Here is a 23,752-nt window from a genome sequence, read left to right on the forward strand (position 1 = left end):
AATCCTTGTTTGATTCTTTTGGAAAAAGGAACGATAAAGGGGAAGTGGCATTATCATGATATACCGTGAGTATGGTATTTTTTGAATATGGATGGAACGGCGATAAAGACGGCGGGGCGGAGTAATCCTTGTTTGATTCTTTTGGAAAAAGGAACGATAAAGGGGGAGTGGCATTATCATGATATACCGTGAGTATGGTATTTTTTGAATATGGATGGAACGGCGATAAAGACGGCGGGGCGGAGTAATCCTTGTTTGATTCTTTTGGAAAAAGGGACGATAAAGGGGAAGTGGCATTATCATGATATACCATAGGGCTGGTGTTTTTATGGAAGGGAGTGTTACCCTGATTTGGCATTTACTACAGACTGAATATGCTGAGATTTCTCTTACGAAAAATAACTTACGGAATACTGGTGCTGCTCGGCGTAGTTGCACTGGTATTTTTTTTATTTAATGTGCTACCCGGGGACCCGGCAAGACTGACACTGGGGCAGCGGGCGGATGTGGCGTCGCTGGAAAATGTGCGCAAGGAGTTGCACCTGGACAAGCCGGTGGCGGTACAGTTTCTATTGTACCTGAACGATCTGTCGCCTATTGCCGTGCATTCCCAGGAGGAAGCCGCCGGCGTGTTGCATTACATAAGCCTCCTGCATTTGAGTGGGGATCGCCTGCTGGTGTTGAAAACGCCTTATTTAAGAAGATCCTACCAGGGCAAGAAGGATGTGTGGGAGATGCTGACGGAAGCACTGCCGGGAACATTGGTGCTGGCGGTAGCTGCTATATTATTTGCCACAGTGGCGGGGATAGGATTAGGGATATTATCGGCAGTGAAGAAGGATACCTGGATGGATACGGGAGCGGTGTTTGGGAGTGTAGTCGGCATATCGGCACCATCGTTTTTTATGGGGATCGTGCTGGCCTACCTGTTTGGGTTTGTGCTGAGCGATTATACCGGGTTGCATATGACGGGGAGTTTGTTTGATTATGACGCATTTTCGGGGAGAACGCTCTCCCTGCGGAACCTGGTTTTGCCGGCTATTACATTGGGCATCAGGCCTTTGGCCATTATAGTGCAGCTGACAAGGGGGGCCATGCTGGATGTATTGCACCAGGATTATATCAGAACGGCATATGCCAAAGGGTTGCAGAAAAGAACGGTGATTTTCAGGCATGCTTTACGGAATGCCCTGAACCCGGTGGTGACGGCGATAACGGGGTGGTTTGCAGAGTTGCTGGCAGGGGCATTTTTTGTGGAGTATATATTTGGATGGAAGGGGATTGGGAAAATGACTGTGGACGCGTTGGAGAAGTTTGATTTCCCGGTGTTGATGGGGGCCGTGTTGTTTACGGCGGGGATATTTGTGGTGATCAATTTACTGGCGGATGTGTTGTATAGTGTGATTGATCCGAGAATAAAATTGTAATAAGCATTGTATATAAAGCTCCCCGTAGGGGGGGCTCCTTTTGAGAAAAGCGGCAGGTTGCGAAGCAAGTTGCCGCTTTTTTCGCCCTTTTGAAAAAAAATTTGAAACTTTTGTAACAAACCTTTCCACGAGTCGTCTTCCTTATATAAACGCCCTGGTATAACATATGTCTCTTGCAATATTTGAATCACAAGTCGTCCCGGTCAGGCAAAAGCTCTATCGCTTTGCATATCACCTGCTGGGAAACGAAGAAGACGCAAGGGACATCACGCAGGATGCGCTCATGAAGGTCTGGCAGCAAAAAGACCGGATGGCAGAGCTGCAGAATATGGAAGCATGGTGTATGCGTATAGTGCGTAACCTGGCTTTGGATAAACTGAAATCCAAAAAGCATCGCAGGTCGGAAGAACTGGACAGAGCTGTTGAGATAGTTGTGACACAACAGGACAACCCGCACGAAGCGGCTGCGAAACAGGATGTTATGAACAGCGTTCATAGGATCATGCGGGCATTGCCGGAAAAATACCGTACTATTATGCAATTGCGTGATATAGAGGGGCACAGTTACCAGGAGATTGCTGAGATCCTGGAGATAGAGCTAAGCGACGTGAAAGTGAATTTACATCGTGCCCGCAAATCAGTACGTGAACAATTACAAAAACTGCAAGTGTATGGAGTATAATGAGATCAGAGCATTGCTGACCCGGTATTGGGAAGGAGAAACTTCACTGGAAGAAGAGGAACTGTTGCGCGGTTTTTTTGCTGAGCATCAACAGGGATTACCTGCAGATTTGCAGGAGGCAGCGCCGCTGTTCGGGTATTTTGCGGTAGAGGCAGCGCGGGAAGTGGGGGAGATGACTGCTGATTATGCAGACAAGTCTGCCGTGGTTGTTGCTATACCCCGGCCTTACCAGCACTGGATGAAGTATGCGGCGGTACTGCTTTTAGGAGTAGGATTGGTGTATGGTGGCCGTCAGTACAAAATCAAACAGGAGGAGGGAGGTAGAAATGATGCGATGGCACAGGCCCTGAACCAGGCAGATACCTATGACGATCCGAAAGAGGCATATGTGGCAACGAAGAAAGCGTTGGAGTTGCTGGCGAAGAACCTGAATAAGGGGACGGCGCAGGCGAAGAAGATAGCTTATTTCAATGAGGCGACGGAGTATATAAAGGCGGATTAGGTAATAGGTAAATTAAAACGTGGCGATTCATGATTTAGGATTTAGGTAAAAAAATAAAACGTAACAAAAGCAAATCTGGCCATTCTAATTCCTTTAATATAAAATTTAGACAATGAAACGATTATGTTTATTGCTGTTGCTATTAACAGCAGGCACGGGCCTTTTTGCCCAACAGGTAAGTGTGATCGACCGTTTTTTTCAAAAGTATGAAAACGACCAGTCTTTTACCCTGGTTAGTGTCACACCCAAGATGTTCTCTATGTTCAGCAAATTTGATATCAATTCTGCTGAAGGAAAAAGCTTCATGACCATTGTAAAGAAGCTGAAAGGTCTGAGAGTCCTTGTAAAGGAAAATACCAAAGATGGGACCAGACTATACCAGGAAGCGGCTTCCATGCTCACAAAAGAATACGAAGAATTAATGACTGTGCGCAGTGATGGAGATCTTGTAAAATTCATGGTAAAGGAAAACAGTAAGGGAAATATCGCAGAGCTGATTATGCTTGTGGGTAGTACGGATGAATTTGTGGCTATGAGCCTTTTAGGTGATATTGACCTGAATGAAATCAGCCAGATCGCTAATGATATGAATATTGGTGGTATGGATAGGCTGAAGGCGTTGAATAAGAAGTAAGTACTGAATAAGAAAGTGTTTAGTAACTAAAACACTGATTAAGAAAAAGCGCTTAGCAGAAAGTACGGAATAAGAAAGCGTTTAGTAACTAAAGCACTGATTAAGAAAAAGCGCTCAGCAGAAAGCACGGAATAAGAAAGTGTTTAGTAACTAAAGCGCTGATTAAGAAAAAGCGCTCAGCAGAAAGTACGGAATAAGAAAGCGTTTAGTAATTAAAGCACTGATTAAGAAAAAGCGCTCAGCAGAAAGCACGGAATAAGAAAGTGTTTAGTAACTAAAGCGCTGATTAAGAAAAAGCGCTCAGCAGAAAGTACGGAATAAGAAAGTATTCAGTAACTAAAGCACTCAGTAAAAAAGCATTGAATTTAAAATAACCCGTATGAAACATTGCCTAGTATTATCAATCGTTTGCTGTTTATTCCTGGGCACAAGCACCACACACGCACAGGACCGACTGCTCATGCAGTTCTACAATGCCCACAGAGGCGTAGCCGAGACTTTCAAAATAGGCATAGGCTGGTTCCCATTGCGCTTAGCAGGCGGATTTATTCCAAATGAGATCGATAAAGACGGTGTAGATGCAAAGAAGCTGTTTTCAAAGATCCACCGGATTAAGCTCTATGTCATGGAAGGGTATGACGGACCTATACCTACCAGTGACCTGCTAAAACTGAAACAGAAGCTGATCGACAAGGAACACTTTGATTTACTGATGGAAGCAAGGGACCATGGCAGTGTGGTGCATGTACTGAATAAGGGGACTGATGATAACCTGGGAAATGTAGTGTTGTTGATCCAGGATGAGAAAGATATGGTCATTGTACATTTACATACCAGCTTGCATGTAGATGATATTAATATGCTGATCAAAGAGTTTAATACAAAGTCGAAGTCAACGGCAAGTTTATAATCCACAACCGGTAGAGGACATTAGCTGCAGCTAATGTTTTCGCCGTTTTAGAAAAGGAGGGGCCGAAAACTTACACCGGAAAAAAAATGATCCTCATCGGATCATCGCTTTCTTTACCAACGATTTGCTCAGCAACTTATGCCGAAAAAAATGATCCTCATCGGATCATCGCTTTTTTTACCAACGATTTGCTCAGCAACTTATACCGGAAAAAAAATGATCCTCATCGGATCACCACTTTTTTACCAACAATTGCTCAGAAAATTCCGGATCCTCATCGGATCACCACCTCCCTCACTACTGGCTCACCCAGCATCTCATTCACCAACTTAATAATCTTATCTTTCGAATAGGAGAGTTCCTGCTTCAATGGCGCTACATTAGTAGAGATTAACAACTTTCCATCTATCAACTGAATACTTTCGGTATACCTGGAGATTGTCTTACCCATAATTTGTTCCCAGTTCTCTCTGATCCGTACTTCTGTAAGCCGTGGTTTCATCCGGCTTTTGTCCATAAAATCCCTGAGGGCATCTCCCATTGTCGTAATACCATAGCGCATGCCACAAAGATACGGATTACTCCATCTCTACCAATTGAAAACCTGCTTCTTTTTCATTAAATGCATCGAGTAATCTTGTGGCATGTGTATCAGTAATAAACACCTGTCCGTACTCAGTCCCGCTTACCAGCTGTATCAACCTTGAAACCCGCTCCTGGTCCAGTTTTTCAAACACATCATCCAGCAACAGTAATGGTGCAAAGCCTTTGTGTTTTCTGATCACTTCATACTGCGCCAGTTTCAGTGCAAACAAAAAACTTTTACGCTGTCCCTGCGATGCGCTTGTTTTCATAGCATGGTCATCCAGCAGAAACTGCAGATCATCTTTGTGAATACCACCAGTGGTACGCTGCATCAGCTGATCTTTATAGCGATTGGCATGCAGCAGTTGTGCAAAAGATTGCTCATGGAGCCCGCAGAGATACTGAATGTTCACCACCTCATGCTGGCCGGCGATATAATCATATAATGATTGCACCTGTTGTATAAATGCCGGCAGAAAATTTTTACGCCATTCATATATAGGCGTACCATGTTGAATGAGCTGGTCGTCAAAAACATCGAGCAGGAGGTCCTGGCCTGCGGCAGGGGTAGCTTTGAGCAGGCTGTTGCGCTGCTGAAGCACCTTTTGATAAGTAATAAGGTGGTCGAGGTAGCCGGGATGCAGCTGGCAGAGCAGGGCATCCAGCCACTTACGGCGTTCCTCACTACCCCCCAGGATGATTTCGGCATCGTCGGGGGCGATCATGACGGCGGGAAATTTCCCGATATGCTGGGAAAAGCGTTCATACGACTCATCATTGAGGGCTATCTCCTTTTTGCCGTCTTTGACAGTGCATACAATATGTTCTTCATGGCCGTCTTTATCGAGCAGGGCATCGATACGAAAGCCATTGGTGTTGTACTGGGTATTCTGGGTTTCGCTGCTGGTAAAGTAGCTTTTGGTAAAGCAGAGGTAATAGATGGCATCCAGGAGGTTCGTCTTACCAGAGCCGTTGCGCCCGGTAATGCCGATGATCCGCTGGGTAAACCGGTGATCTGCCCGGGTATAGTTCTTAAATTGTACTAATGTTATCTTTTTGAGCGACAGCAAATTATATTTTTTTAACCCCTGTATGGCAGGTGTCTATTATATTATTATAGTATGTATTTCCAGCAAAGTTGCAAAGTATTTAGTTTTTAGGATTTTCCTGTTATATTTGCGGACAAATTAAGAAACAGTGGCTACAAAAACAGACGTAAAGACGAAGTTCACCAAAGAGACGTATTTGTACTGGTATGAATTGATGCTCTTGCTGCGCCGCTTTGAGGAAAAAGCCGGCCAATTATATGGAATGCAGAAGATTCGTGGTTTTTGCCACCTGTACATCGGACAGGAAGCGATTGCTGCGGGTTGTATGACTGCGACTAAACCGGAAGATAAATTCATCACTGCTTACCGTGACCATGCACTGGCAATTGCCAAGGGTATGTCTCCGGATGCTTGTATGGCTGAACTGTATGGTAAAGCTACTGGCTGTTCTAAGGGTAAGGGTGGTAGTATGCACTTTTTCTCTTTAGAGCATAACTTCTTTGGCGGTCACGGTATTGTGGGCGCTCAGATTGGTACTGGTGCGGGCCTGGCATTTGCTGAGAAATACAAAGGTACTGACAACGTAGCAGTAGTCTTCTTTGGAGATGGTGCTGCCCGTCAGGGTATGCTGCATGAGACATTCAACATGGCCATGCTGTGGAAACTGCCAGTAATTTTCATCTGCGAAAATAACATGTACGCAATGGGTACTTCAGTAGAACGTACTTCTAACGTACTGGATATCTATAAGTTAGCTAACGCTTACGACATGCCGAGCGATACTATCGACGGTATGAGCTGCGAAGCAGTGCATGAAGGTATGGAAAGAGCTGTAAAGCGTGCACGCACCGGCGAAGGTCCATCCTTACTGGAAATCAAGACTTACCGCTACCGTGGCCACTCTATGAGTGATCCTGCCAAGTATCGTACTAAGGAAGAAGTAGAAGAATACAAAGAAAGAGATCCGCTGACAGTAGTGCTGAAGACCATTCAGAAAAACAAATGGGCTACAGATGCAGAAATCGAAGCTATCACTGAAAAGGTGAAACAACAGGTGGAGCATTGCGTAGAATTTGCAGAAAATTCTCCATGGCCTTCTGACGATGAACTGCTGAAAGATGTGTATGCCCAACAGGATTACCCTTTCATTGTTGACTAAGTGATATTTAATAGGTTAGCGGTCCCGTCCGTGCATGAAATGGCATGGGAGATTCGCTAACCTTTTTTATATTTGCGGGAATATGGCGATCAGGCCGTACCTGTACCCTAACAAGAAATAACAATTTAACGATCACAATTACAATGACCGAAACAAAAAATAAGGCCGCTGAATCTGCTCCTGTAACCAAGGACTTCGACTTGCAAAGCTCTGTACACAAGGCGGAAGATTTTTATTACAAGAACAAGAACGTCATCAATATTGCCCTCCTCGTTATCGTTGTGGTGATAGGCGGTACTTTTGCCTACAACAGGTTCATTAAAGCTCCGAATGAAAAGAAAGCAGCGGACATGGTATTCCACGCACAGAAAGCTTTTGAAAAAGATTCATTTAACCTGGCCCTGAACGGAGATGGTAACAACGACGGTTTCTTACAGGTAATCAAAAAATACGGCGGTACCAAAACCGGTCAATTGTCAAAATACTATGCTGGTATTTGCTACGTAAGATTGGGCAAGTTCCAGGAAGGTATTGATATGCTGAAAGATTTCAATGCAGGTGATCAGCTGGTGCAGGCGATGGCTTATGGTGTAACCGGCGATGCTTACATGGAACTGAAGAATACTGAAGAAGGTATCAAATACTACAAAAAAGCTGGTCAGTACAGCGACAACGATTTTACCGGTCCAACTTACCTGTTCCGTGCAGGTGTAGCCCTGGAACTGGCTGGTAAAAACGACGAAGCGATCTCTATCTACAAAGAGATCCGCGAAAAATACCCTCAGTCAAACGAAGGCCGTGAGATGGATAAATATCTGGCCAGACTGGGTGTAGTTAGAGAATAATTTCGGAAGAGGGGAATATTACACATTGTGGAATATTTTCGTAATGGCGTATTCTCACTCCCGGTAGAATATATTCAACATGTCAATACATAATCAAAGTTTATTGGACGATACTGGCATTCTCGGAATTGAGGATGCCAGTGTTGTTATAGTGTATACCGAATGGAATGATACTGTCATCAATGAGTTGGTGGCGGGCTGTGATAAGACACTTGCACAATACAACGTATCTAAAGTTGCTAAAGTAAAGGTACCGGGTGCATTTGAACTGCCTTTCGCGGCTAAACAATATTGGGAGCATGCCCAGGGCACAGGTGCACAGCCTGGCGCTATTATTGCATTTGGTTGTGTGATCCGTGGGGAAACCCCACATTTTGACTACGTTTGTAAAGGCGTAACAGAAGGGTTGATGCAGCTGAACCTGGAATTGCCTGTACCTGTCATCTTTGGGATTCTGACGGTAGACAATATGGAACAGGCGACTGATAGATTGGGTGGTAAACATGGACATAAAGGTGAAGAAGCTGCGCTGACCGCACTGAAGATGATCAGTATGATGCGGAAGATGCAGCAGAGCAAGTAAATCTCCTGTAGCTTGCAGGTTGGTAGGGTATCGGTATAGGTTATAGTGGGGTTTGTAAATCTCTCGTGGCTTGTAAGCCGGTAAAAATTATCGGTATAAGCTACAGCGGGGTATGTAAATCCCCTGTTACTTGCAAACCGGTAAATTACCAGCATTAAGCGGAAGTTACAGTAGTGTACGTAAATTTCCAGTAGCTTGCAGGCTACTTATAAAGACTAACTCGATGAACGTTCAGCTTTTTATTCCCTGCTTTGTAGATCAGTTATTCCCCGAAACAGCTTTCAATATGGTCAAAGTATTGGAGAAGCTGGGCTGTAATGTAAATTATAATGCAAATCAGACCTGCTGTGGACAGCCTGCTTTTAATGCAGGGTACTGGGATGAGTCGAGAGCCGTGGCAACCAAATTTGTAAAAGATTTTCACACCTTTGACTACATCGTAGCACCCAGCGGTTCCTGCACCGGGTTTGTACGCAATTATTACGGGAAGCTGTTCGATAACTCTGCCGCTCATAATGATGTAAAGCTGTTGCGCAAGCAGCTGTATGAATTTACAGAGTTTCTGACGGAGGTACTGCATGTATCTGATGTAGGTGCAACGCTGAATGGCGTAGCCACTTATCATGATTCCTGCGCAGCGCTGAGAGAATGTCATATCAAGCAGGGGCCACGGAATCTCCTGAGTAAGGTGAAAGGGCTGGAACTGACGGAGATGAATGATTGTGAAACCTGTTGTGGTTTTGGAGGTACTTTTGCCGTGAAATATGAACCTATTTCTATTGGGATGGGTGAGCAGAAGGTACATAATGCAATAGCCACAGGGGCGGATTATCTGATATCTACGGATCTTTCCTGCCTGATGCACCTGGATGGGTATATCAGGAAACATGACCTGAATATTAAAACCATGCATATTGCCGATGTACTGGCCAGTGGCTGGTGATTGGGAAAACATGACCTTAATACCGGTATATTGCACAGCGTAGTGGCTGGAAATTGGGGAAACATGACCTTAATACCGGCATATTGCACAGCATAGTGGCTGGTAATTTCAGGAAACATAACTTGAATATTCGCACCACGCTTACTGCCTATGTAGTAGCTGGTAATCTTAAAACTTTCTTTTCATGAATTATTGGTTAGTCAAATCGGAGCCGTTTAAATATTCCTGGGAACAGTTTGTAAAAGACGGGAAAACATTTTGGGATGGAGTAAGGAACTACCAGGCCAGGAATAATCTGAAGGCGATGAAGAAGGGAGACCATGTATTGTTTTACCATAGTAATGAAGGACTGGCAGTAGTAGGAATTGCAAAAGTGGCGAAGGAAGCTTACCAGGACCCGACTACACCCGATCCGAATTGGGTGGTGGTAGATTTGCAACCGGTAAAGCCGTTAAAAGAGCAGGTGACACTGGCACAGATGAAGGCGGAAAAGCGACTGGAGAATTTTCAGCTGGTCAGGCAGGGGAGGCTTTCAGTATGTGCGGTGACAGAAGATGAGTATAATACAATCCTGGAAATGGGAAAGATGAAGAAATAATTCGAAGATGGCCTGCAGCAGCAGGGAAGAGCCAAATAACTGCCCGCTAACTTATCAACCAGACACAAGCTTCAAAAACAGCTGTTAAAAGATGAAATTGTTTCTATCGACGATGAAAAACCATTGTTCGCAGGAATTGACTGTCGCTAACTTGCATTGTAAAGAATTAGTTGTAAATTAAACACGAAATTTAATACCATATACCTTATCACTTTCAATACTTAAATGTTACCCATTGGAGGCAGAGACTTAAACTATCTTATACAACGACGATGCGTATGACCCTACTTATGCTGCAACAGGTATCGTGCCCGGCTACTTTCAGAATCCGTTATGATTAAAGAGCAATCACTCAGTCTTTAAACACGCTCGCCGCTTTGTAGGATTTTCTATGCTCATCTGAGAGATTTTTTAAACCCAAATAAAAACAAACATGAAAAAGTGGTTGTTTACCTGCCTTGTCGCTATATGCGGCCTGGTTACTTTCCCTTCCAGCTCTTATACTTATATATACATATGATCCAGGATCTGGCACGACCCCTATCCTGATTTCATTTGGCTTATATACTGCAAATTAGTTTATTTCTGCAAGCGCCTTTCATAGCGAAAGATGCTTGTCTAACTCCCTCGGAATGAGCCTTTATAAGCATGTACTTGTTTACCTGATACTATTTGCCTCCTTTACCGTGCACGCCCAACAAACCGGCAAAATATATGGCCAGCTGTCTGATACCGTTACCCATCAACAGCTCAAAAACGCGTTTATTACTATCACACAGGATAACGTTATCAGGCAATCCATCTTCTCAGATCATACAGGTGGTTTCAGCGCTGACAATATTCCTTTTGGGCAGTACACCTTACACATTTCCTTTCAGGGCCTCGCCCCTGTACAAAAAGCTTTTACCATCGATGGCAATCAAAAGATAGTAAACATGGATACCATCTATATGTTCATCCGGGTAAAAGAACTGGATACCGTTGTAGTACAGGAACCTCCCATCGTGATGAAGAAAGATACGCTTGAATATAACTCCAGTCGCTTCAAAACAAAAGAATATGCTGCACTTGCAGAACTGCTTAAAATGCTTCCAGGTATACAGATCCGGAATGACGGCACTATTACTATCAATGGTCAGCCTATAGACCAGATCACAGTAGACGGTGAACCCTTCTTCTCAGGTGAACCTTCTATTGCACTTGAACACCTGCCCGCAGAAATTGTAAAAAAGATCCAGGTATATGCTGGCAACAGCAACAACAATATGCCCGGACCACCGCCCCCACCAGGTTTTCCGGGCAACAAAACCCTGAACATCGTATTGAAGGCAGACAAAAGAAAAGGGAACTTCGGTAAAGCTGGTGCAGGTGCCGGTACAGGAGATACCTACATCGTGAACGGTGACCTGAACCATATGAATGGCGGGCAGCAACTCTCCATCATTGCAGATGCAGGTAATGTAGACAAAGAGAAAACCGGCACTGATCCCGTACAACAAAGCAATGGGATCAAACGGGTTATGAACGGCGGTGTGAACTACCGCGACAGCCGTAATGCTTTATTTAAGTTTAACGGTAACTATCAGGCCAACGACACCCACAGCGAAATTGAATCCAGATCACAAACACTCAACATATTTCCAGGTGACTCCTCTACTTCCCTGAACCAATCTGTCAATGGCGTAAATGATATGCGCTCACACCGCTTTAATGGTAAGATAGACGTTAATCCGGATGAGCGAACCACACTCAGCATCATACCGATGGTAAATCTGCAAAGTTCGGATAATACCAGTGTGCAACAAAGTACGCAACATTATGCAGCTTCAGGTGAGCAGATCTATCAGTCATCCGGTACAAGCAATTCTAATAGTAATAACACACAGCTAAGTTCAAATTTCCAACTCACCCATCGGGCTAAAAAGGCGGGAGAATTGCTGATGGCAAACCTGAACATACGCAATAATGAAAACAAGCGTACTTCTTTGAACGAAACCCTGACAGAATATACATCCTACAACAAAAATATTCACCAGCTGGCGGACAATAAAAGCGGTAGCTTCAATGTCGGTGCCAATGCGATGTATACCATACCACTGGGAGAAAAATATAATTTCACAGCACAGGGTAGTTATGGTTTTAACAGAGACAATAATAGCTACAACACTTACAAATTCAACGATGTCAACCAACACTATGACCAACTGGATTCCAGCCAGAGTAATAACTTCGTCAGCAACTATCACAGCGGGGTAGCACAGGCTTCCATCAGGGGGCAGGCAGGCAAACTAAATATCACTTTGGGTGGAGGCCTGCAAGGCGACTGGCTGCTGACAGAAAATGTGAGTGCACACACACAACTTTCCCGTCGCTTCGTGAACCTGCTGCCACAGGTGATGATGAGCATTAGCCCGAAAGGTGGAAAAACATTGATGCTGGGTTATAACGGCAGGCCGATGGCGATATCTATACAGCAATTACAGCCGGTGACCGTAACATCAGATTCTCTCTTCATACAGGAAGGCAATCCTGATCTGAAACAACCATATACCCACACCTTTAACCTGAGTTACAATGCCATTAAGATGGGCACTATGCAGCTCTTTACCATCAGCATGGGTGCCAGTGTCACAGCACATAGCATTGCGCAGTCTACCACCTTACTCGATAATGGTGGCCAGCTAACTAAACCAGTGAACCTGGAAGGTGCGCAAAGTGCCAACATCACACTCAATTACTCAACTGCTGCAGCGAAGGGGAAGTTGATGTTCAATATGATGGGTGCTGCTGCCTATTCAAAGAGTCCTGTGATAAGCAATGGTGTACGGAATGACAGTCGCACTTTCACTACCAATAGCGATTTGACCTGTACCTACAATAACCAGAAAGGCTGGGACCTGAGTCTTAGCGTTGGCCCGGGGTATAATATCATGACGACAAGCAGTGGCGTAACGACCACCTATTTCCAGACTGGTATCACTGGTAAAGGTTTCTATTCATGGCAGAACCTGGAAGGCGGGTTAACCTGGTATTATAACTTCAACAGCAGTCTACCCTCAAATTACCAGCCTGATTTTCCCATTCTTTCACCAGTGGTACGCTACCGGTTCTTAAAAAACAGGGCGATGCAGGCGAGTATGACATGTGTGGATTTGTTGAATCAGCAGTCTGGTGCCAGCAGGAGTGTGAACGCTTCGGTGGTTGCTGATTCATGGACAAGGACGCGGGGGCGTTATTTATTAATCAGTTTAATATACAATTTCAGGCATTTCAAATAACCACAAAATTTTTTTTTAAACCCAAAATCCCTCACATGAAAAAAACAATCATTTTGCTCTTGCTTTGTGCCTGTTCCATGATTGCCAAAGCAGATCCCCCTACCAAGTATTACATTGTATCAGCCGGTAATTTTACAAGCGGCTATGCTGTAATCCAGACGACTAATATTGGTATTACGACTTCCCAGACCACCTCACCGGGTGTGACGGAAAGCTGGACCAATACGGCACCAGGTGGTTACTACACCAATCCTTCCGGACAGTTTTCTTATGGTGCATATTGGTCTGATCCAACCTTGTTTACGCCTGTGACGATACAGGTATTGTCAGGTTACACTGCGACTATTTATAATGCCAATTCAGGATCTCAAACAGTACGGATTGGCATTGGGTTTACAAAGCCTAATGGCACAGAGACGTTCTTTTATGGGCCTTCTGTGACAGTGGGATATGGGCAGACCGTAACGGCAACTGTTCCGGCGGGTGCTTATACCTATACGGCGCCATTGCCGATTGCAGCAGGGGAGACTTATCCTACGCCGTTGAGGATATTCCTGACTTATGGTGATTAAAAAAAATAAGGTTGCAGCCCATTGGCTGCAACCTTATTTTTTTTACATAGCAGCTGCTCTCGCCGCCAATGCCTTCTTCCGTTCCATTTCCCGCTGGTGCCTGAACACACTCTTCGTCACAAAATACCCCAGCGAAGCCCCTATCCATACATCACTACTCCAATGCCTGATCTGGTACAATCTTGTCGTTCCCGTCGCAATCGCAATACTATACGTGACCCACGGTACCCACGGATGCTTCTCCCCATAAATCTCCGCCAGTGCAGTCGCCACCGTAGTTACGGTATTCATATGTCCTGAAGGAAAAGATGAATGTTCCTTATTTATCGTAAACGGCCGGTTGTAATCAAACGGAGAATCAAAATAGGTAGGCCGCCCGCGGCGAATCACCGCCTTGGCAGTTGTATAGATCAACGTTGAAATTAATAAGGATTTTGCTGACATCAGGCCCGCATTTTCGAGTTTTCTGTCCTTTGCTATCACCCCTGCCAGGTACATACCACCAATCAGGTAAGGCGAATAGGCATTGCCGAAAGGTTCGATCTGGCCGGTGATTTTGTTTAATCCTGCGGTATGATTGCGCAGCATAAACTGCTTTACTTCATAATCCGCTGCCGTCATTAATATACCTGTACCACCCAGCACGATGCCCAACCGTATAAAATCACGCTTTTCCCAGTGTGCAGGACGTGCTACCGTATATTTTAAATCTGTCCAGATACTCTTCAGGTATACACCATTGATGCGATAACTGATCGCGGTATCCTCCTCCGTCAATGGTTTATTGTGCTGTAAGCTATCCAGTTGTTCTTTAGCGCGGGCGCTATCTGCTGGTACATGGATGGTATCATTCTGGGCGCTGGCTGTTGTATGCAGTAATAGTATCAGCGAACAGAAAATAAGCGTACTGGTGATCTTCAAGGCTGGTCCTGTTTTGAAATAATATATAAAGTTACGTTGTATATTCGAAGAAGAAAATCAAAATTGTATGAAGAAGCTACGGATGGTGGTATTAACAGGTGCGGGCATCAGTGCGGAGAGTGGATTGAGAACGTTCCGCGACAGCGATGGCCTGTGGGAAGGCTACAATGTGTACGAAGTGGCATCTCCCGATGGCTGGAAGAAGGATCCCCAGTTGGTACTGGACTTTTATAATATGCGCAGGCGTGACATACTGGCGGCGAAACCCAATGCTGCACATACAGGACTGGCGGACCTGCAGGAGCATTTTGACCTGCACATTGTTACTCAAAATATTGACGACCTGCATGAAAGGGGAGGCGCCAGGCAGGTATGGCATTTACATGGAGAGATCACTAAAATGAGGAGTGTGCTCGATACGGCGCGTACTTACCCATATAATGAAGACCTCAGGTTGGGGGATCTGGCTGCAGACGGGGGGCAATTACGGCCTTTCATCGTATGGTTTGGTGAAGAGGTGCCGATGATAGAACAGGCAGTTACACTGGTAAGGCAGGCGGATATTTTTGTGGTGATTGGTACCTCTTTACTGGTATATCCTGCTGCAGGATTACTGGATATAGTACCGCGACATGTACCCGTATACGTGATAGATAAGAACCTGCCGCAGGTGAAGCAGCGGCCTTATCTGCACTTGATTGAGAAGCCGGCTACAGCGGGGGTGGCAGCACTGAAAGAATTATTGCAAACATATATTAAAGGCTGACCAGTTGGTCAGCCTTTTTCTTTAACGAGGGTCATTTACCATAGGAAAATATTTTTTCTATTCGAAACTCTCCTCAAATCGAATATTATACTCTTCCAGTTCTTTCAGAACCGGATTATATATATCAGGTGTGACAGGTATTTGCAACCCTGTGAGGTTCACCTTACCCTGTAAAATCATTTTTGCCATGATGCCTAAGGGCAGTCCCACCGTTTTTGCCATGGCCGTACGCAGGTGATCTTCACCCTGTACAATCATGTAACTATGCAGGCGGGTGGTAATGCCCCTGCGCTCAAATTCTATCTCATGAATCATCACGATCATATCCTTATCAGTCGGTTCCATGGCCAGTTTGGACTCCACAATGTTCTGCAGCACGGCGGCGTTGGTGAGTTCTCCCTGGTGAATGGTTTCACCGTTTAGTAAGCCTAAGTATTTGAGCTGACGAATGATTTTTGACTTGGCAGAGATGCCCAGGAAATGAGCGATGTTTTCTTCATTACTCAGCTCCTTTGCAGGTTTCAGGTTTTGGCTGGCCCATTGGTAATAGGTCATGTTATCCGTCTGAACCTTGTTAGTATCGTTGGTGAGACCCAGTTTTACGAGGCTGCTCCAGCCTTCGCAGAAGTCAGGATAGCGCAGGGTAGCGCGCATGAAGGTCTGGATATCTTCCAGCTTATAGGCTTTCATATAGGCCAGGGAATCCCTGTTGGGATACCAGGCAAGTTTGCCCAGGGTAGGAATCTGAATGGTTTTGCTCTGGTCAAAGAGGTGCGCATAATCGGTTTCCTTCACCTTTCCTTTCTCTTTGTAGATAGCGCCGGAGCTACCTGCCATTACGATATTGCGGGCATTCCACGAGATCTTGTACTGCCAGGGATTATCATTACTCTCGGGCGAAATGAGGCCGCCGCAGTAAGATTTAAAGGATGAAATTTGCCCGCCTTTCTTTTCGATAGAGTGGATCAGTTTCATAGCGCTCATATGATCGATACCGGGATCCAGTCCCATTTCATACATGAACAGGAGGCCGGCGTTTTCGATTTCTTTTTCCAGTGCTTTTATTTCCGGATCGATATAAGATGCGGTGAGCAGGTTCTTACCATATTTCAGGCAGTCTTTTGCTACAAAAATGTGTAGGGGTGGAGGGAGCAGGGAAATTACGAGGTCTGTTTCCTGTATGAGCTGTTGTCTGGCTGCTTCGTCCTGGATGTTGATAGCAGCCGGGGTTACGTAGTAGGATTTGCCGGTTTTCGACTTGATCAGCATCAAGTCATGATCCGCTACGGTCACATGCCATTTCTGCCGGGGGGCGTTTACCAGCAGATAATCTATCAGGCAGGTGGCCGATTTACCGGCACCAAACAATAAAATATTCTTCATGTTACCTTAATATAATTCTTTACTATGGTTTACGGAACAGGGATTTAACATCAGTGGTAATAGTAATGTTCGAAATTTTAGCAAATTTCGACTCTTTTACTGAGCGCTGTCCCATGAGAGTTTGATTTTCATAGGGTTAAAAACAAATTGTTTGCCAATATTTCATTTTCTCCATATTCTAATTGTTTATTATATGGAATAAATATTGGCAGTGACTGCAATTTAAAAGATTATTCAGACTCTGCTACAGAAAATATTTATTTATCGCATTGTGTTTTAACGCAATATGACAATTCCTTTTTTATTCACATTTAATGTCAAAATGGCTGTATTTCGCCTTGAAATGGCTATATTTGCGCTCATTTGTTTTTTAAGCAAAACAACCTATCTACATGTCAGAAAATACTGAAAATTCTCAGGAAGGAAGGATTGTCCAGATTAACATCGAGGAGCAGATGAAAACGGCTTATATCGATTACTCTATGTCAGTAATCGTAGGGCGTGCGCTTCCCGATGTAAGGGACGGTTTGAAACCCGTACACCGCAGGGTACTGTTTGGTATGAATGAGCTGGGCAACAACAGCAATAAGCCTTACAAGAAATCTGCCCGTATTGTGGGTGAGGTAATGGGTAAATATCACCCGCACGGCGATGCTTCCATTTATGACACCATTGTACGTCTTGCACAGCCCTGGACACTGCGCTACATTCTTGTAGACGGTCAGGGTAACTTCGGATCTGTGGATGGTGACGCGCCAGCGGCCATGCGTTATACGGAAATCCGTCTGCAAAAGGTTGCAGAAGCCATGCTGGAAGATATTGACAAAGAAACAGTGGACTTTACCCTGAACTTTGACGATACCCTCGAAGAACCTACTGTATTGCCTACCCGCATCCCGAACCTGCTGGTAAATGGTGCTTCCGGTATCGCGGTAGGTATGGCTACGAACATCATGCCCCACAACCTGAGCGAGGTAGTGGATGGCCTGATCGCTTACATTGAAAATAAAGAGGTCACCAACGAAGACCTTATTAAATATGTGAAGGCGCCCGACTTTCCAACCGGTGGTATCATTTACGGTTACGAAGGTGTGAAGCAGGGATTTGAGACAGGCCGTGGCCGTGTGGTAGTACGTGGTAAAGTCAATGTGGAAACGACCAAAGCCGGTCGTGAGCGCCTGGTGATTTATGAACTGCCTTACCAGATCAACAAGGCCGTGCTGCACCAGAAGATTGCACAACTGGCCGATGACAAAATCATTGAAGGCATCGCTGAAGTACGCGATGAGAGCGACCGTGAAGGTATGCGCCTGGTAATAGATCTGAAACGTGAAGCTATTGCAAACGTGGTGATCAACCAGCTGTATAAATATTCTGAGTTGCAGACTTCTTATGGTATCAACAACGTGGCGCTTGTGAAAGGCCGTCCACGTGTATTGTGCCTGAAAGACCTGCTGGCTGAATTCGTAGACTTCCGCCACGAAGTAGTGGTAAGAAGAACCCGTTTCGACCTGCGCAAAGCAGAAGAAAAAGCACACATCTTAGCAGGTTACCTGATCGCCCTCGATCACCTGGATGAAGTGATTGCACTGATCCGTGGTTCACGTACACCTGACGAAGCAAAAGACGGGTTGATGTCTCAGTTCGCACTCAGCGAGATTCAGGCAAAAGCCATCCTGGAACTGCGTTTACAACGTTTGACAGGTATGGAGCGCGATAAGATCAAGGAAGAATACGATGAAATTATGAAACTCATCGGCTACCTGAAAGATGTATTGAACGACGAAGGGCTGCGTTTCAAAATCATCCGCGAAGAACTGGAAGATGTAAAGAAACGTTTTGGCGACGAGCGTAAAACTGAAATTCAGTACCTGGCCAGCGAAATGAGAATGGAAGATATCATCGCAGAAGAAGATGTGGTGATCACCATTTCACACCTGGGTTACATCAAGCGTACCTCTGCGTACGACTACCGTCAGCAAAAGCGTGGTGGCCGTGGCGCACTGGGTGGCAAGACCCGTGAAGAAGATTATATCGAGCACCTGTTCGTAGCTTCTACACACCATACCATGTTGTTCTTTACAGAAAAAGGACGTTGTTACTGGCTGAAAGTATACGAAATCCCGGAAGGAGAGAAGAGCGGGAAAGGTAGAGCGATTCAGAACCTGATCAACCTGCCTGGCGACGATAAAATCCGTGCAATTATTGATATCAAGGACCTGGGTGATAAAGACTTTATCAACAGTAATTATATCGTACTCTGCACCAGCAATGGTATCATCAAGAAGACCCTGCTGGAAGAGTTCTCCCGTCCACGTCAGAATGGTGTAAACGCAATTACCATCAATGAAGGCGACCAGCTGCTGGAAGCTAAACTCACAAACGGTAATAGCGAAATCATGATGGCAATCAGGAGTGGCCGCGCGATCCGCTTCCCTGAAAATACTGTGCGCGACACAGGTCGTGGTGCGATCGGTGTAAGAGGTATCGAAGTGGACAATGACAAGGACGAGGTAGTTGGTATGATTTGTGTAAATAAAGACGAAAATCGTACCGTGCTGGTAGTGTCTGAGAACGGTTTTGGTAAGCGTACAGATATCGAAGAATATAGGGTGACCAACCGTGGCGGTAAAGGTGTTAAAACCATTAACGTGACAGAAAAAACCGGTCGTCTGATTGCTATCCTGGACGTAACTGAAAAGGATGACCTGATGATCACCTGTAAGTCTGGTATCACTATCCGTATGGCAGTAGCCGATATCCGCGAAGCGGGCAGGGCGACCCAGGGGGTAAGGCTGATTCGCCTGGATGATACTGATCAGATCGCGGCAGTAGCACGTCTGGATGAGCAGGAGGAACAGGAGGTAGAGCAGGATCTGGAAAACGTAGAGCAGGAGATCGCTCAGCAGGAAATCAGTGATGCAGCAGCCACCAGCGGCGAAGAACCAACTGATGAAGATCAGGCTGGAACTGAGGAAACACCTAATGAATAATTCATAAAATTACCGCAATTTGCCTGTGCGAACTAATGGTTAAGCGGCGGTTGGTTGTATTTACTATAAATGCTGAACTCGTAAAATAATACTTAACCATACTTATAGCAAATAAAAAAAATTGATCATGAAAAAACTATTGGTATCATTTGTCTTTTGCAGTGCAGGATTAGCGGCTGTGGCTCAGCGTGCTAAGGTGAATAGTGCTGAAGAAGCGTTGAAAAGCAAAGATTACGCGAAAGCAACTGCTGATATTCAGGCTGCGCTGGAAAATGATAAGACCAAGAATGATGCAAAGACTTTCTATGTAAAAGGTAAGATCCTGGAAGCACAGGCTACCGAGCATAAGAGCTCTGCTGAAGCACTGGAAGCATTCGAAGCATATAAGAAAGCACTGGAAATCAATCCTAAATTGCCAGAAGCCTTGCTGGAACTGAATCAGCGCATGTTCAACCTGTATGCTACCGTAGGTAACGCAGGTTATGGTAACCTGAACGATCAGAAATGGGATTCTGCATATACCCACTTCAAAGAAGCGTTCTCTATCGCTGAATTCTACAACAGCAAGAGCCTGGGTGGTTCTATTCCAACTGATACATCCATGACCTTTTACACTGGTTATGCAGCCAGCCAGGCAGGTCAGAAAGATGATGCCATCACTTACCTGAGAAAAGCAGCTGATTTGCAGTTCAAAACTGAACCTGCGCTGTATGTAATCCTGGCTCAGGCTTACGAAGAGAAAGGTCAGAATGACAACTGGCTGAAAGCGATCGAAGAAGGTAAAGCAGCTTTCCCTAAAGACAAGCGTTTCAATGATATGGAGATGATCTACTACTCCAAGACCGGCAAAACTAACGAGCTGCTGGGTATCCTGGAGAAGAAGATGGCTGAAAATCCAAATGATTTCAATACAGTACTGGATTACGGTATTCGTGTAGATAACGTAGCTAACCCACGTTCAGAAGATGGTAAAGATGCTGCTAAACCAGCTAATTACGAAGAACTGATGAGTAAAGCTGAAGGTGCTTACAAAAAAGCGATTGAACTGAAAGCGGATGATGCTACTGCAAACTTCCAGCTGGGTGCACTGTACTTCAACCGTGCGGTTGGTTTCAACAAGGAACTGAACGAAATGGATAGCAAACAGCAGAATTCTCCAAAAGCAAAGGAACTGCAGACTAAGGTGCAGGCGCTGATGGATCAGTCACTGCCTTATTTTGAGAAAGCTGACCAGAATTTTACTGCTAAGGCTTCTTCACTGGATCCTAGTGATAAGCAAACTTACCAGAGCTGCCTGTATGCATTGCAGAAGATCTATGCGATTAAGAATGATAATGCAAAGGTAGAAGCGACTAAGAAGAAGTTGGATTCTTTGAACTAAGAGATACGATATTAAAATAGAAAGGGACTGTAGGTTGACTACGGTCCCTTTTTTATTTGGCCTGCCGGCAGCAAGGAAGGGAGGTTTTTCTTTCCCTGCGGGGCTTTTTACGGATATAAAAAATTAAACACTCATACGGTTATTGCCATCAGGCACACCCTCCAGTCGTCAGCCTAAAAAGATGAGTATTTTTCTTTTCCTGCGGGGCTTTTTACGGATATAAAAAATTAAACACTCATACGGTTATTGCCATCAGGCACGCCCTCCAGGCGTCAGCCTAAAAAGATGAGTATTTTTCTTTCCCTGCGGGCTTTTTACGGATATAAAAAATTAAACACTCATACGGTTATTGCCATCAAACACGCCATCCAGGCGTCAGCCTAAAAAGAAGAAATTCTTCCTTGCTGCCGGCAGGCCACTACCTCGCCGGATGCGTCATAAAATGATACGCCCAAAACGCTGCCAGCAGCATAAACAATATTATAATACAAATAACCGCCAGTTGCGTATGCCCCGCTATCTGATCCTTCTTCTGCTTCCTGCTTTTTAACTTACGCAACATCTGCCACTTCATCTGCCTCAAATACACAGGAATAATCTCCTTCTTCTCAAACGCACTCAAACCTTCCACCGCTTCACTGCACAACTCACAATCTGACAGATGCAACTCAATCTCATGCTGCTTCTCCGGCGACAACTTCCCCTGCACATAATCCATCAGCTCCTGCTGACCCGGACACTGCGTCGTCGTGAACAAATCATTATATGCATCATTCATAAAATCATCCATGATTATTGCTTTCCTTGTTTGCTTAATAACAACTTCAAATTTCTTTTCCCGTTTTGAATATAGCTCTTTACCTGCAGCAAACTATATCCTGTCTTTTCCGAAATCTCCGAATAAGAGCATTTTTCAAGATAGAACAATTTTATACAGATGCGTTGTTCATCATTCAACTGTTCCAGCGCCTGTTCCATATTATCCAGAAGCACCTCTTTCTCCACTAAGGTAGCTTTTTCTTCAGGAGGGGCGGGATCATTCAGGAGCTTTTCATTCACTTCTTCCTGTCTTACCTGGTTACGTTGCCTGAGTTGCATAAGACAATGGTTTTTTGTCACCATATAAATCCATGCCCTGAAATATTGCACCTGGTGCTTATTGATATCTGCTAATACTTTCAAAAAGATCTGCTGTACACTATCCCTTGCATCTTCCTCATTTTTAAGGTACTTCATGCACATACCGAGTAAGAGGATGGCATACCTGTCAAAAAGGATACCTATCCAGTGGCTGTTGTCATCGGATTTGTACCGTTGCAGCAGTTCTTCGTCTGTTAATTCCTGGCTATTCTTAATATTCACGGGATAAAGATAGAAACTTATAATATATAGATGCAGGATGCAAGGATTTCCATAAAAAGAAAAAGCCTTGCCCGGATTCAATCAGGCAAGGCATATGTAAACTGGAAGAAACAACTACAAACTGTCCAGTGCAGACTGGGCCTTTTCTTTCATCGGCCCATTCATCCGCACCACCTCCTTAAACATCCTGCGGGCTTTTCCCGTCTGGCCTTTGCTACGGTAGCAAACTGCCAGTTGATACCGGGACAGCTCCCCATATTTGGATTTACTATCCGTAAGGTGTTTATACCTGGAGATGGCCTCGTTCAGGTCACCCTGCTGGTGGTAAACCATGGCTGCTTTATACAGGAACTCGTCTGTACCTGTAGGTTGCGCATCAACAGTTTTCGTATCATCATCATCCTTCTCCTTCTCTTTTTTAGGAACAGGTTTCGGAGCAGGAGGAGGGGTATCTTTTTTCTCTGCTACAGGTGCAGGTGTTTCCCTGGCCGGCTGCAGGGTCGATTTCTCTTCCTTTTGTTCGGCGGGTGGGAGCTTCTTGATTGTATCCTTTGGTGGCGCAGGTTTAGGCGTTGCAGGGGCAGCTTTAACCGTATCCTTTTTCACTAAAGCCACAGGCTTTACCTCTGCCGGTGTAGGTCTGCGTTGCAATGTATCGCGCCCCGAAGTTCCTGAAGCCACCGGCGCTGCCGCCGTTTCTGCCTGTTGCACCACCGGCTGACTCTGACTTGTTTGAATCGGTTCCATCACTTTATCGACCGCCGCAATCGGTTGTGGCGGATTCATTGCCTTGAACTTATTCTGCTGTTGCACAAGATAAACTCCGCCAGCACCCAGCGCTACCGCCGCCACTACCCAGAAATAGATCAGGAAACTCTCTTTCTTCTGCTCCAACCGCTGGTACCGTTCTACCTTTTGCGTAGTTGATACTTTGCGGATACTGTTTCGGATATACTGCTGTATACTCACTGACAGTGGTTGATATTGCTCCCTGTACTTTGCCTGCGACAACGTTTGCAATGCATCAAAGCAAAGATCACAATCTACCAGGTGCTGTTCCAGCAAATGCTTTTCCAGGTCTGTGAGCCGCCCGTCTAAATAACGGGGCAACTGATCCCTGTTCATACACCGAACCGTGCTGAAGATCTTGAGTATCTTATCGTTATTACTGCTCATAGG

Annotated in this window: 22 protein-coding genes; 15 read left to right on the forward strand and 7 right to left on the reverse strand. The window is 45.0% G+C overall.

Features of this window, described 5'->3' with window-relative positions; all coding sequences use genetic code 11:
- Positions 1 to 374: 374 nt before the first annotated feature.
- From ABDW16_RS22655 to ABDW16_RS22675, 5 genes are all read left to right on the forward strand, one after another.
- A complete protein-coding gene (locus ABDW16_RS22655) occupies positions 375 to 1,427 on the forward strand; it encodes an ABC transporter permease (RefSeq protein WP_343672944.1) in 1,053 nt (350 codons plus the stop codon).
- 166 nt (positions 1,428 to 1,593) lie between these two features.
- Complete coding sequence (locus ABDW16_RS22660) at positions 1,594 to 2,109, forward strand: RNA polymerase sigma factor (RefSeq protein ID WP_343672945.1); 516 nt, start codon at positions 1,594 to 1,596, stop codon at positions 2,107 to 2,109.
- Complete coding sequence (locus tag ABDW16_RS22665) at positions 2,099 to 2,611, forward strand: hypothetical protein (protein WP_343672946.1); 513 nt, start codon at positions 2,099 to 2,101, stop codon at positions 2,609 to 2,611. Before ABDW16_RS22660 ends, ABDW16_RS22665 begins: the two co-directional genes overlap by 11 nt.
- 112 nt (positions 2,612 to 2,723) lie before the next feature.
- Positions 2,724 to 3,245 carry a DUF4252 domain-containing protein gene (locus ABDW16_RS22670; protein WP_343672947.1) on the forward strand — a complete coding sequence of 174 codons (522 nt, stop codon included), beginning with the start codon at positions 2,724 to 2,726 and terminating at the stop codon, positions 3,243 to 3,245.
- Between the two features lie 379 nt (positions 3,246 to 3,624).
- Positions 3,625 to 4,155, forward strand: coding sequence for a DUF4252 domain-containing protein (locus ABDW16_RS22675; RefSeq protein WP_343672949.1), 531 nt, complete (start codon positions 3,625 to 3,627; stop codon positions 4,153 to 4,155).
- A gap of 274 nt (positions 4,156 to 4,429) precedes the next feature.
- On the opposite strand, the gene ABDW16_RS22680 is transcribed toward ABDW16_RS22675, so the two are convergent.
- The gene (locus ABDW16_RS22680; RefSeq protein ID WP_343672951.1) at positions 4,430 to 4,717 is read right to left on the reverse strand and encodes a DUF721 domain-containing protein; all 288 of its coding nucleotides are present in this window, start codon (positions 4,715 to 4,717) and stop codon (positions 4,430 to 4,432) included.
- 16 nt (positions 4,718 to 4,733) lie between these two features.
- Positions 4,734 to 5,810, reverse strand: coding sequence for a DNA replication and repair protein RecF (gene recF, locus ABDW16_RS22685; RefSeq protein ID WP_343672952.1), 1,077 nt, complete (start codon positions 5,808 to 5,810; stop codon positions 4,734 to 4,736).
- 127 nt (positions 5,811 to 5,937) lie between these two features.
- Here recF and pdhA point away from each other — a divergent pair, with 127 nt between their 5' ends.
- The 7 genes from pdhA (at position 5,938) to ABDW16_RS22720 (ending at position 13,767) form a co-directional block, all read left to right on the forward strand.
- Positions 5,938 to 6,948, forward strand: coding sequence for a pyruvate dehydrogenase (acetyl-transferring) E1 component subunit alpha (gene pdhA, locus ABDW16_RS22690; RefSeq protein ID WP_343672953.1), 1,011 nt, complete (start codon positions 5,938 to 5,940; stop codon positions 6,946 to 6,948).
- A gap of 143 nt (positions 6,949 to 7,091) precedes the next feature.
- Entirely contained in the window at positions 7,092 to 7,793 is a 702-nt protein-coding gene (locus ABDW16_RS22695; protein WP_343672954.1) for a tetratricopeptide repeat protein, read from the forward strand.
- Between the two features lie 79 nt (positions 7,794 to 7,872).
- On the forward strand, positions 7,873 to 8,376 hold the full coding sequence (gene ribH / locus ABDW16_RS22700; RefSeq protein ID WP_343672956.1) for a 6,7-dimethyl-8-ribityllumazine synthase: 504 nt from the start codon (positions 7,873 to 7,875) through the stop codon (positions 8,374 to 8,376).
- A gap of 223 nt (positions 8,377 to 8,599) precedes the next feature.
- Positions 8,600 to 9,319, forward strand: a complete 720-nt coding sequence (locus ABDW16_RS22705; protein WP_343672957.1) for a (Fe-S)-binding protein — start codon at positions 8,600 to 8,602, stop codon at positions 9,317 to 9,319.
- 184 nt (positions 9,320 to 9,503) lie between these two features.
- Positions 9,504 to 9,917: an EVE domain-containing protein gene (locus ABDW16_RS22710; protein ID WP_343672959.1), complete on the forward strand. Its 414-nt coding sequence runs from the start codon at positions 9,504 to 9,506 to the stop codon at positions 9,915 to 9,917.
- A gap of 632 nt (positions 9,918 to 10,549) precedes the next feature.
- Complete coding sequence (locus ABDW16_RS22715; RefSeq protein ID WP_343672960.1) at positions 10,550 to 13,195, forward strand: outer membrane beta-barrel protein; 2,646 nt, start codon at positions 10,550 to 10,552, stop codon at positions 13,193 to 13,195.
- Between the two features lie 35 nt (positions 13,196 to 13,230).
- On the forward strand, positions 13,231 to 13,767 hold the full coding sequence (locus ABDW16_RS22720) for a hypothetical protein (RefSeq protein WP_343672961.1): 537 nt from the start codon (positions 13,231 to 13,233) through the stop codon (positions 13,765 to 13,767).
- A 42-nt stretch (positions 13,768 to 13,809) separates the two neighbouring features.
- On the opposite strand, the gene ABDW16_RS22725 is transcribed toward ABDW16_RS22720, so the two are convergent.
- Positions 13,810 to 14,688 (reverse strand): phosphatase PAP2 family protein, encoded by an 879-nt coding sequence (locus tag ABDW16_RS22725; RefSeq protein ID WP_343672963.1) that lies wholly within the window; start codon positions 14,686 to 14,688, stop codon positions 13,810 to 13,812.
- A gap of 67 nt (positions 14,689 to 14,755) precedes the next feature.
- Here ABDW16_RS22725 and ABDW16_RS22730 point away from each other — a divergent pair, with 67 nt between their 5' ends.
- Entirely contained in the window at positions 14,756 to 15,454 is a 699-nt protein-coding gene (locus ABDW16_RS22730; protein WP_343672964.1) for a Sir2 family NAD-dependent protein deacetylase, read from the forward strand.
- A gap of 57 nt (positions 15,455 to 15,511) precedes the next feature.
- Here ABDW16_RS22730 and ABDW16_RS22735 read toward each other — a convergent pair whose 3' ends face one another.
- Positions 15,512 to 16,837 (reverse strand): saccharopine dehydrogenase C-terminal domain-containing protein, encoded by a 1,326-nt coding sequence (locus tag ABDW16_RS22735; protein ID WP_343672965.1) that lies wholly within the window; start codon positions 16,835 to 16,837, stop codon positions 15,512 to 15,514.
- A 392-nt stretch (positions 16,838 to 17,229) separates the two neighbouring features.
- Between ABDW16_RS22735 and gyrA the strand changes: the two genes are divergently transcribed.
- Both gyrA and ABDW16_RS22745 read left to right on the forward strand, forming a co-directional pair.
- Complete coding sequence (gene gyrA / locus ABDW16_RS22740; protein WP_343672966.1) at positions 17,230 to 19,830, forward strand: DNA gyrase subunit A; 2,601 nt, start codon at positions 17,230 to 17,232, stop codon at positions 19,828 to 19,830.
- 127 nt (positions 19,831 to 19,957) lie between these two features.
- Positions 19,958 to 21,211: a hypothetical protein gene (locus ABDW16_RS22745; RefSeq protein WP_343672967.1), complete on the forward strand. Its 1,254-nt coding sequence runs from the start codon at positions 19,958 to 19,960 to the stop codon at positions 21,209 to 21,211.
- Between the two features lie 418 nt (positions 21,212 to 21,629).
- On the opposite strand, the gene ABDW16_RS22750 is transcribed toward ABDW16_RS22745, so the two are convergent.
- The 3 genes from ABDW16_RS22750 to ABDW16_RS22760 all read right to left on the reverse strand — a co-directional run bounded on the left by ABDW16_RS22750 (position 21,630) and on the right by ABDW16_RS22760 (position 23,749).
- The gene (locus ABDW16_RS22750; RefSeq protein ID WP_343672968.1) at positions 21,630 to 22,001 is read right to left on the reverse strand and encodes a zf-HC2 domain-containing protein; all 372 of its coding nucleotides are present in this window, start codon (positions 21,999 to 22,001) and stop codon (positions 21,630 to 21,632) included.
- Between the two features lie 2 nt (positions 22,002 to 22,003).
- The gene (locus tag ABDW16_RS22755) at positions 22,004 to 22,573 is read right to left on the reverse strand and encodes a sigma-70 family RNA polymerase sigma factor (RefSeq protein ID WP_343672969.1); all 570 of its coding nucleotides are present in this window, start codon (positions 22,571 to 22,573) and stop codon (positions 22,004 to 22,006) included.
- Positions 22,574 to 22,687: 114 nt separating this feature from the next.
- Positions 22,688 to 23,749 (reverse strand): tetratricopeptide repeat protein, encoded by a 1,062-nt coding sequence (locus ABDW16_RS22760; protein ID WP_343672970.1) that lies wholly within the window; start codon positions 23,747 to 23,749, stop codon positions 22,688 to 22,690.
- Between the last annotated feature and the right edge of the window lie 3 nt (positions 23,750 to 23,752).

Origin of the sequence: Chitinophaga sp. (assembly GCF_039596135.1) — a bacterium.
Taxonomy (GTDB): Bacteria; Bacteroidota; Bacteroidia; order Chitinophagales; family Chitinophagaceae; genus Chitinophaga.

Coding starts and splice junctions, on each gene's coding strand:
- ABDW16_RS22705 (WP_343672957.1), top strand. CDS start 8,600: ATGAACGTTCAGCTTTTTATTCCCTGCTTTGTAGATCAGTTATTCCCC.
- ABDW16_RS22670 (WP_343672947.1), top strand. CDS start 2,724: ATGAAACGATTATGTTTATTGCTGTTGCTATTAACAGCAGGCACGGGC.
- ABDW16_RS22745 (WP_343672967.1), top strand. CDS start 19,958: ATGAAAAAACTATTGGTATCATTTGTCTTTTGCAGTGCAGGATTAGCG.
- gyrA (WP_343672966.1), top strand. CDS start 17,230: ATGTCAGAAAATACTGAAAATTCTCAGGAAGGAAGGATTGTCCAGATT.
- ABDW16_RS22675 (WP_343672949.1), top strand. CDS start 3,625: ATGAAACATTGCCTAGTATTATCAATCGTTTGCTGTTTATTCCTGGGC.
- ABDW16_RS22730 (WP_343672964.1), top strand. CDS start 14,756: ATGAAGAAGCTACGGATGGTGGTATTAACAGGTGCGGGCATCAGTGCG.
- ABDW16_RS22715 (WP_343672960.1), top strand. CDS start 10,550: ATGAGCCTTTATAAGCATGTACTTGTTTACCTGATACTATTTGCCTCC.
- ABDW16_RS22750 (WP_343672968.1), bottom strand. CDS start 22,001: ATGGATGATTTTATGAATGATGCATATAATGATTTGTTCACGACGACG.
- ABDW16_RS22655 (WP_343672944.1), top strand. CDS start 375: ATGCTGAGATTTCTCTTACGAAAAATAACTTACGGAATACTGGTGCTG.
- ABDW16_RS22735 (WP_343672965.1), bottom strand. CDS start 16,837: ATGAAGAATATTTTATTGTTTGGTGCCGGTAAATCGGCCACCTGCCTG.
- ABDW16_RS22680 (WP_343672951.1), bottom strand. CDS start 4,717: ATGCGCTATGGTATTACGACAATGGGAGATGCCCTCAGGGATTTTATG.
- ribH (WP_343672956.1), top strand. CDS start 7,873: ATGTCAATACATAATCAAAGTTTATTGGACGATACTGGCATTCTCGGA.
- ABDW16_RS22710 (WP_343672959.1), top strand. CDS start 9,504: ATGAATTATTGGTTAGTCAAATCGGAGCCGTTTAAATATTCCTGGGAA.
- ABDW16_RS22695 (WP_343672954.1), top strand. CDS start 7,092: ATGACCGAAACAAAAAATAAGGCCGCTGAATCTGCTCCTGTAACCAAG.
- ABDW16_RS22665 (WP_343672946.1), top strand. CDS start 2,099: ATGGAGTATAATGAGATCAGAGCATTGCTGACCCGGTATTGGGAAGGA.
- ABDW16_RS22720 (WP_343672961.1), top strand. CDS start 13,231: ATGAAAAAAACAATCATTTTGCTCTTGCTTTGTGCCTGTTCCATGATT.
- ABDW16_RS22760 (WP_343672970.1), bottom strand. CDS start 23,749: ATGAGCAGTAATAACGATAAGATACTCAAGATCTTCAGCACGGTTCGG.
- ABDW16_RS22660 (WP_343672945.1), top strand. CDS start 1,594: ATGTCTCTTGCAATATTTGAATCACAAGTCGTCCCGGTCAGGCAAAAG.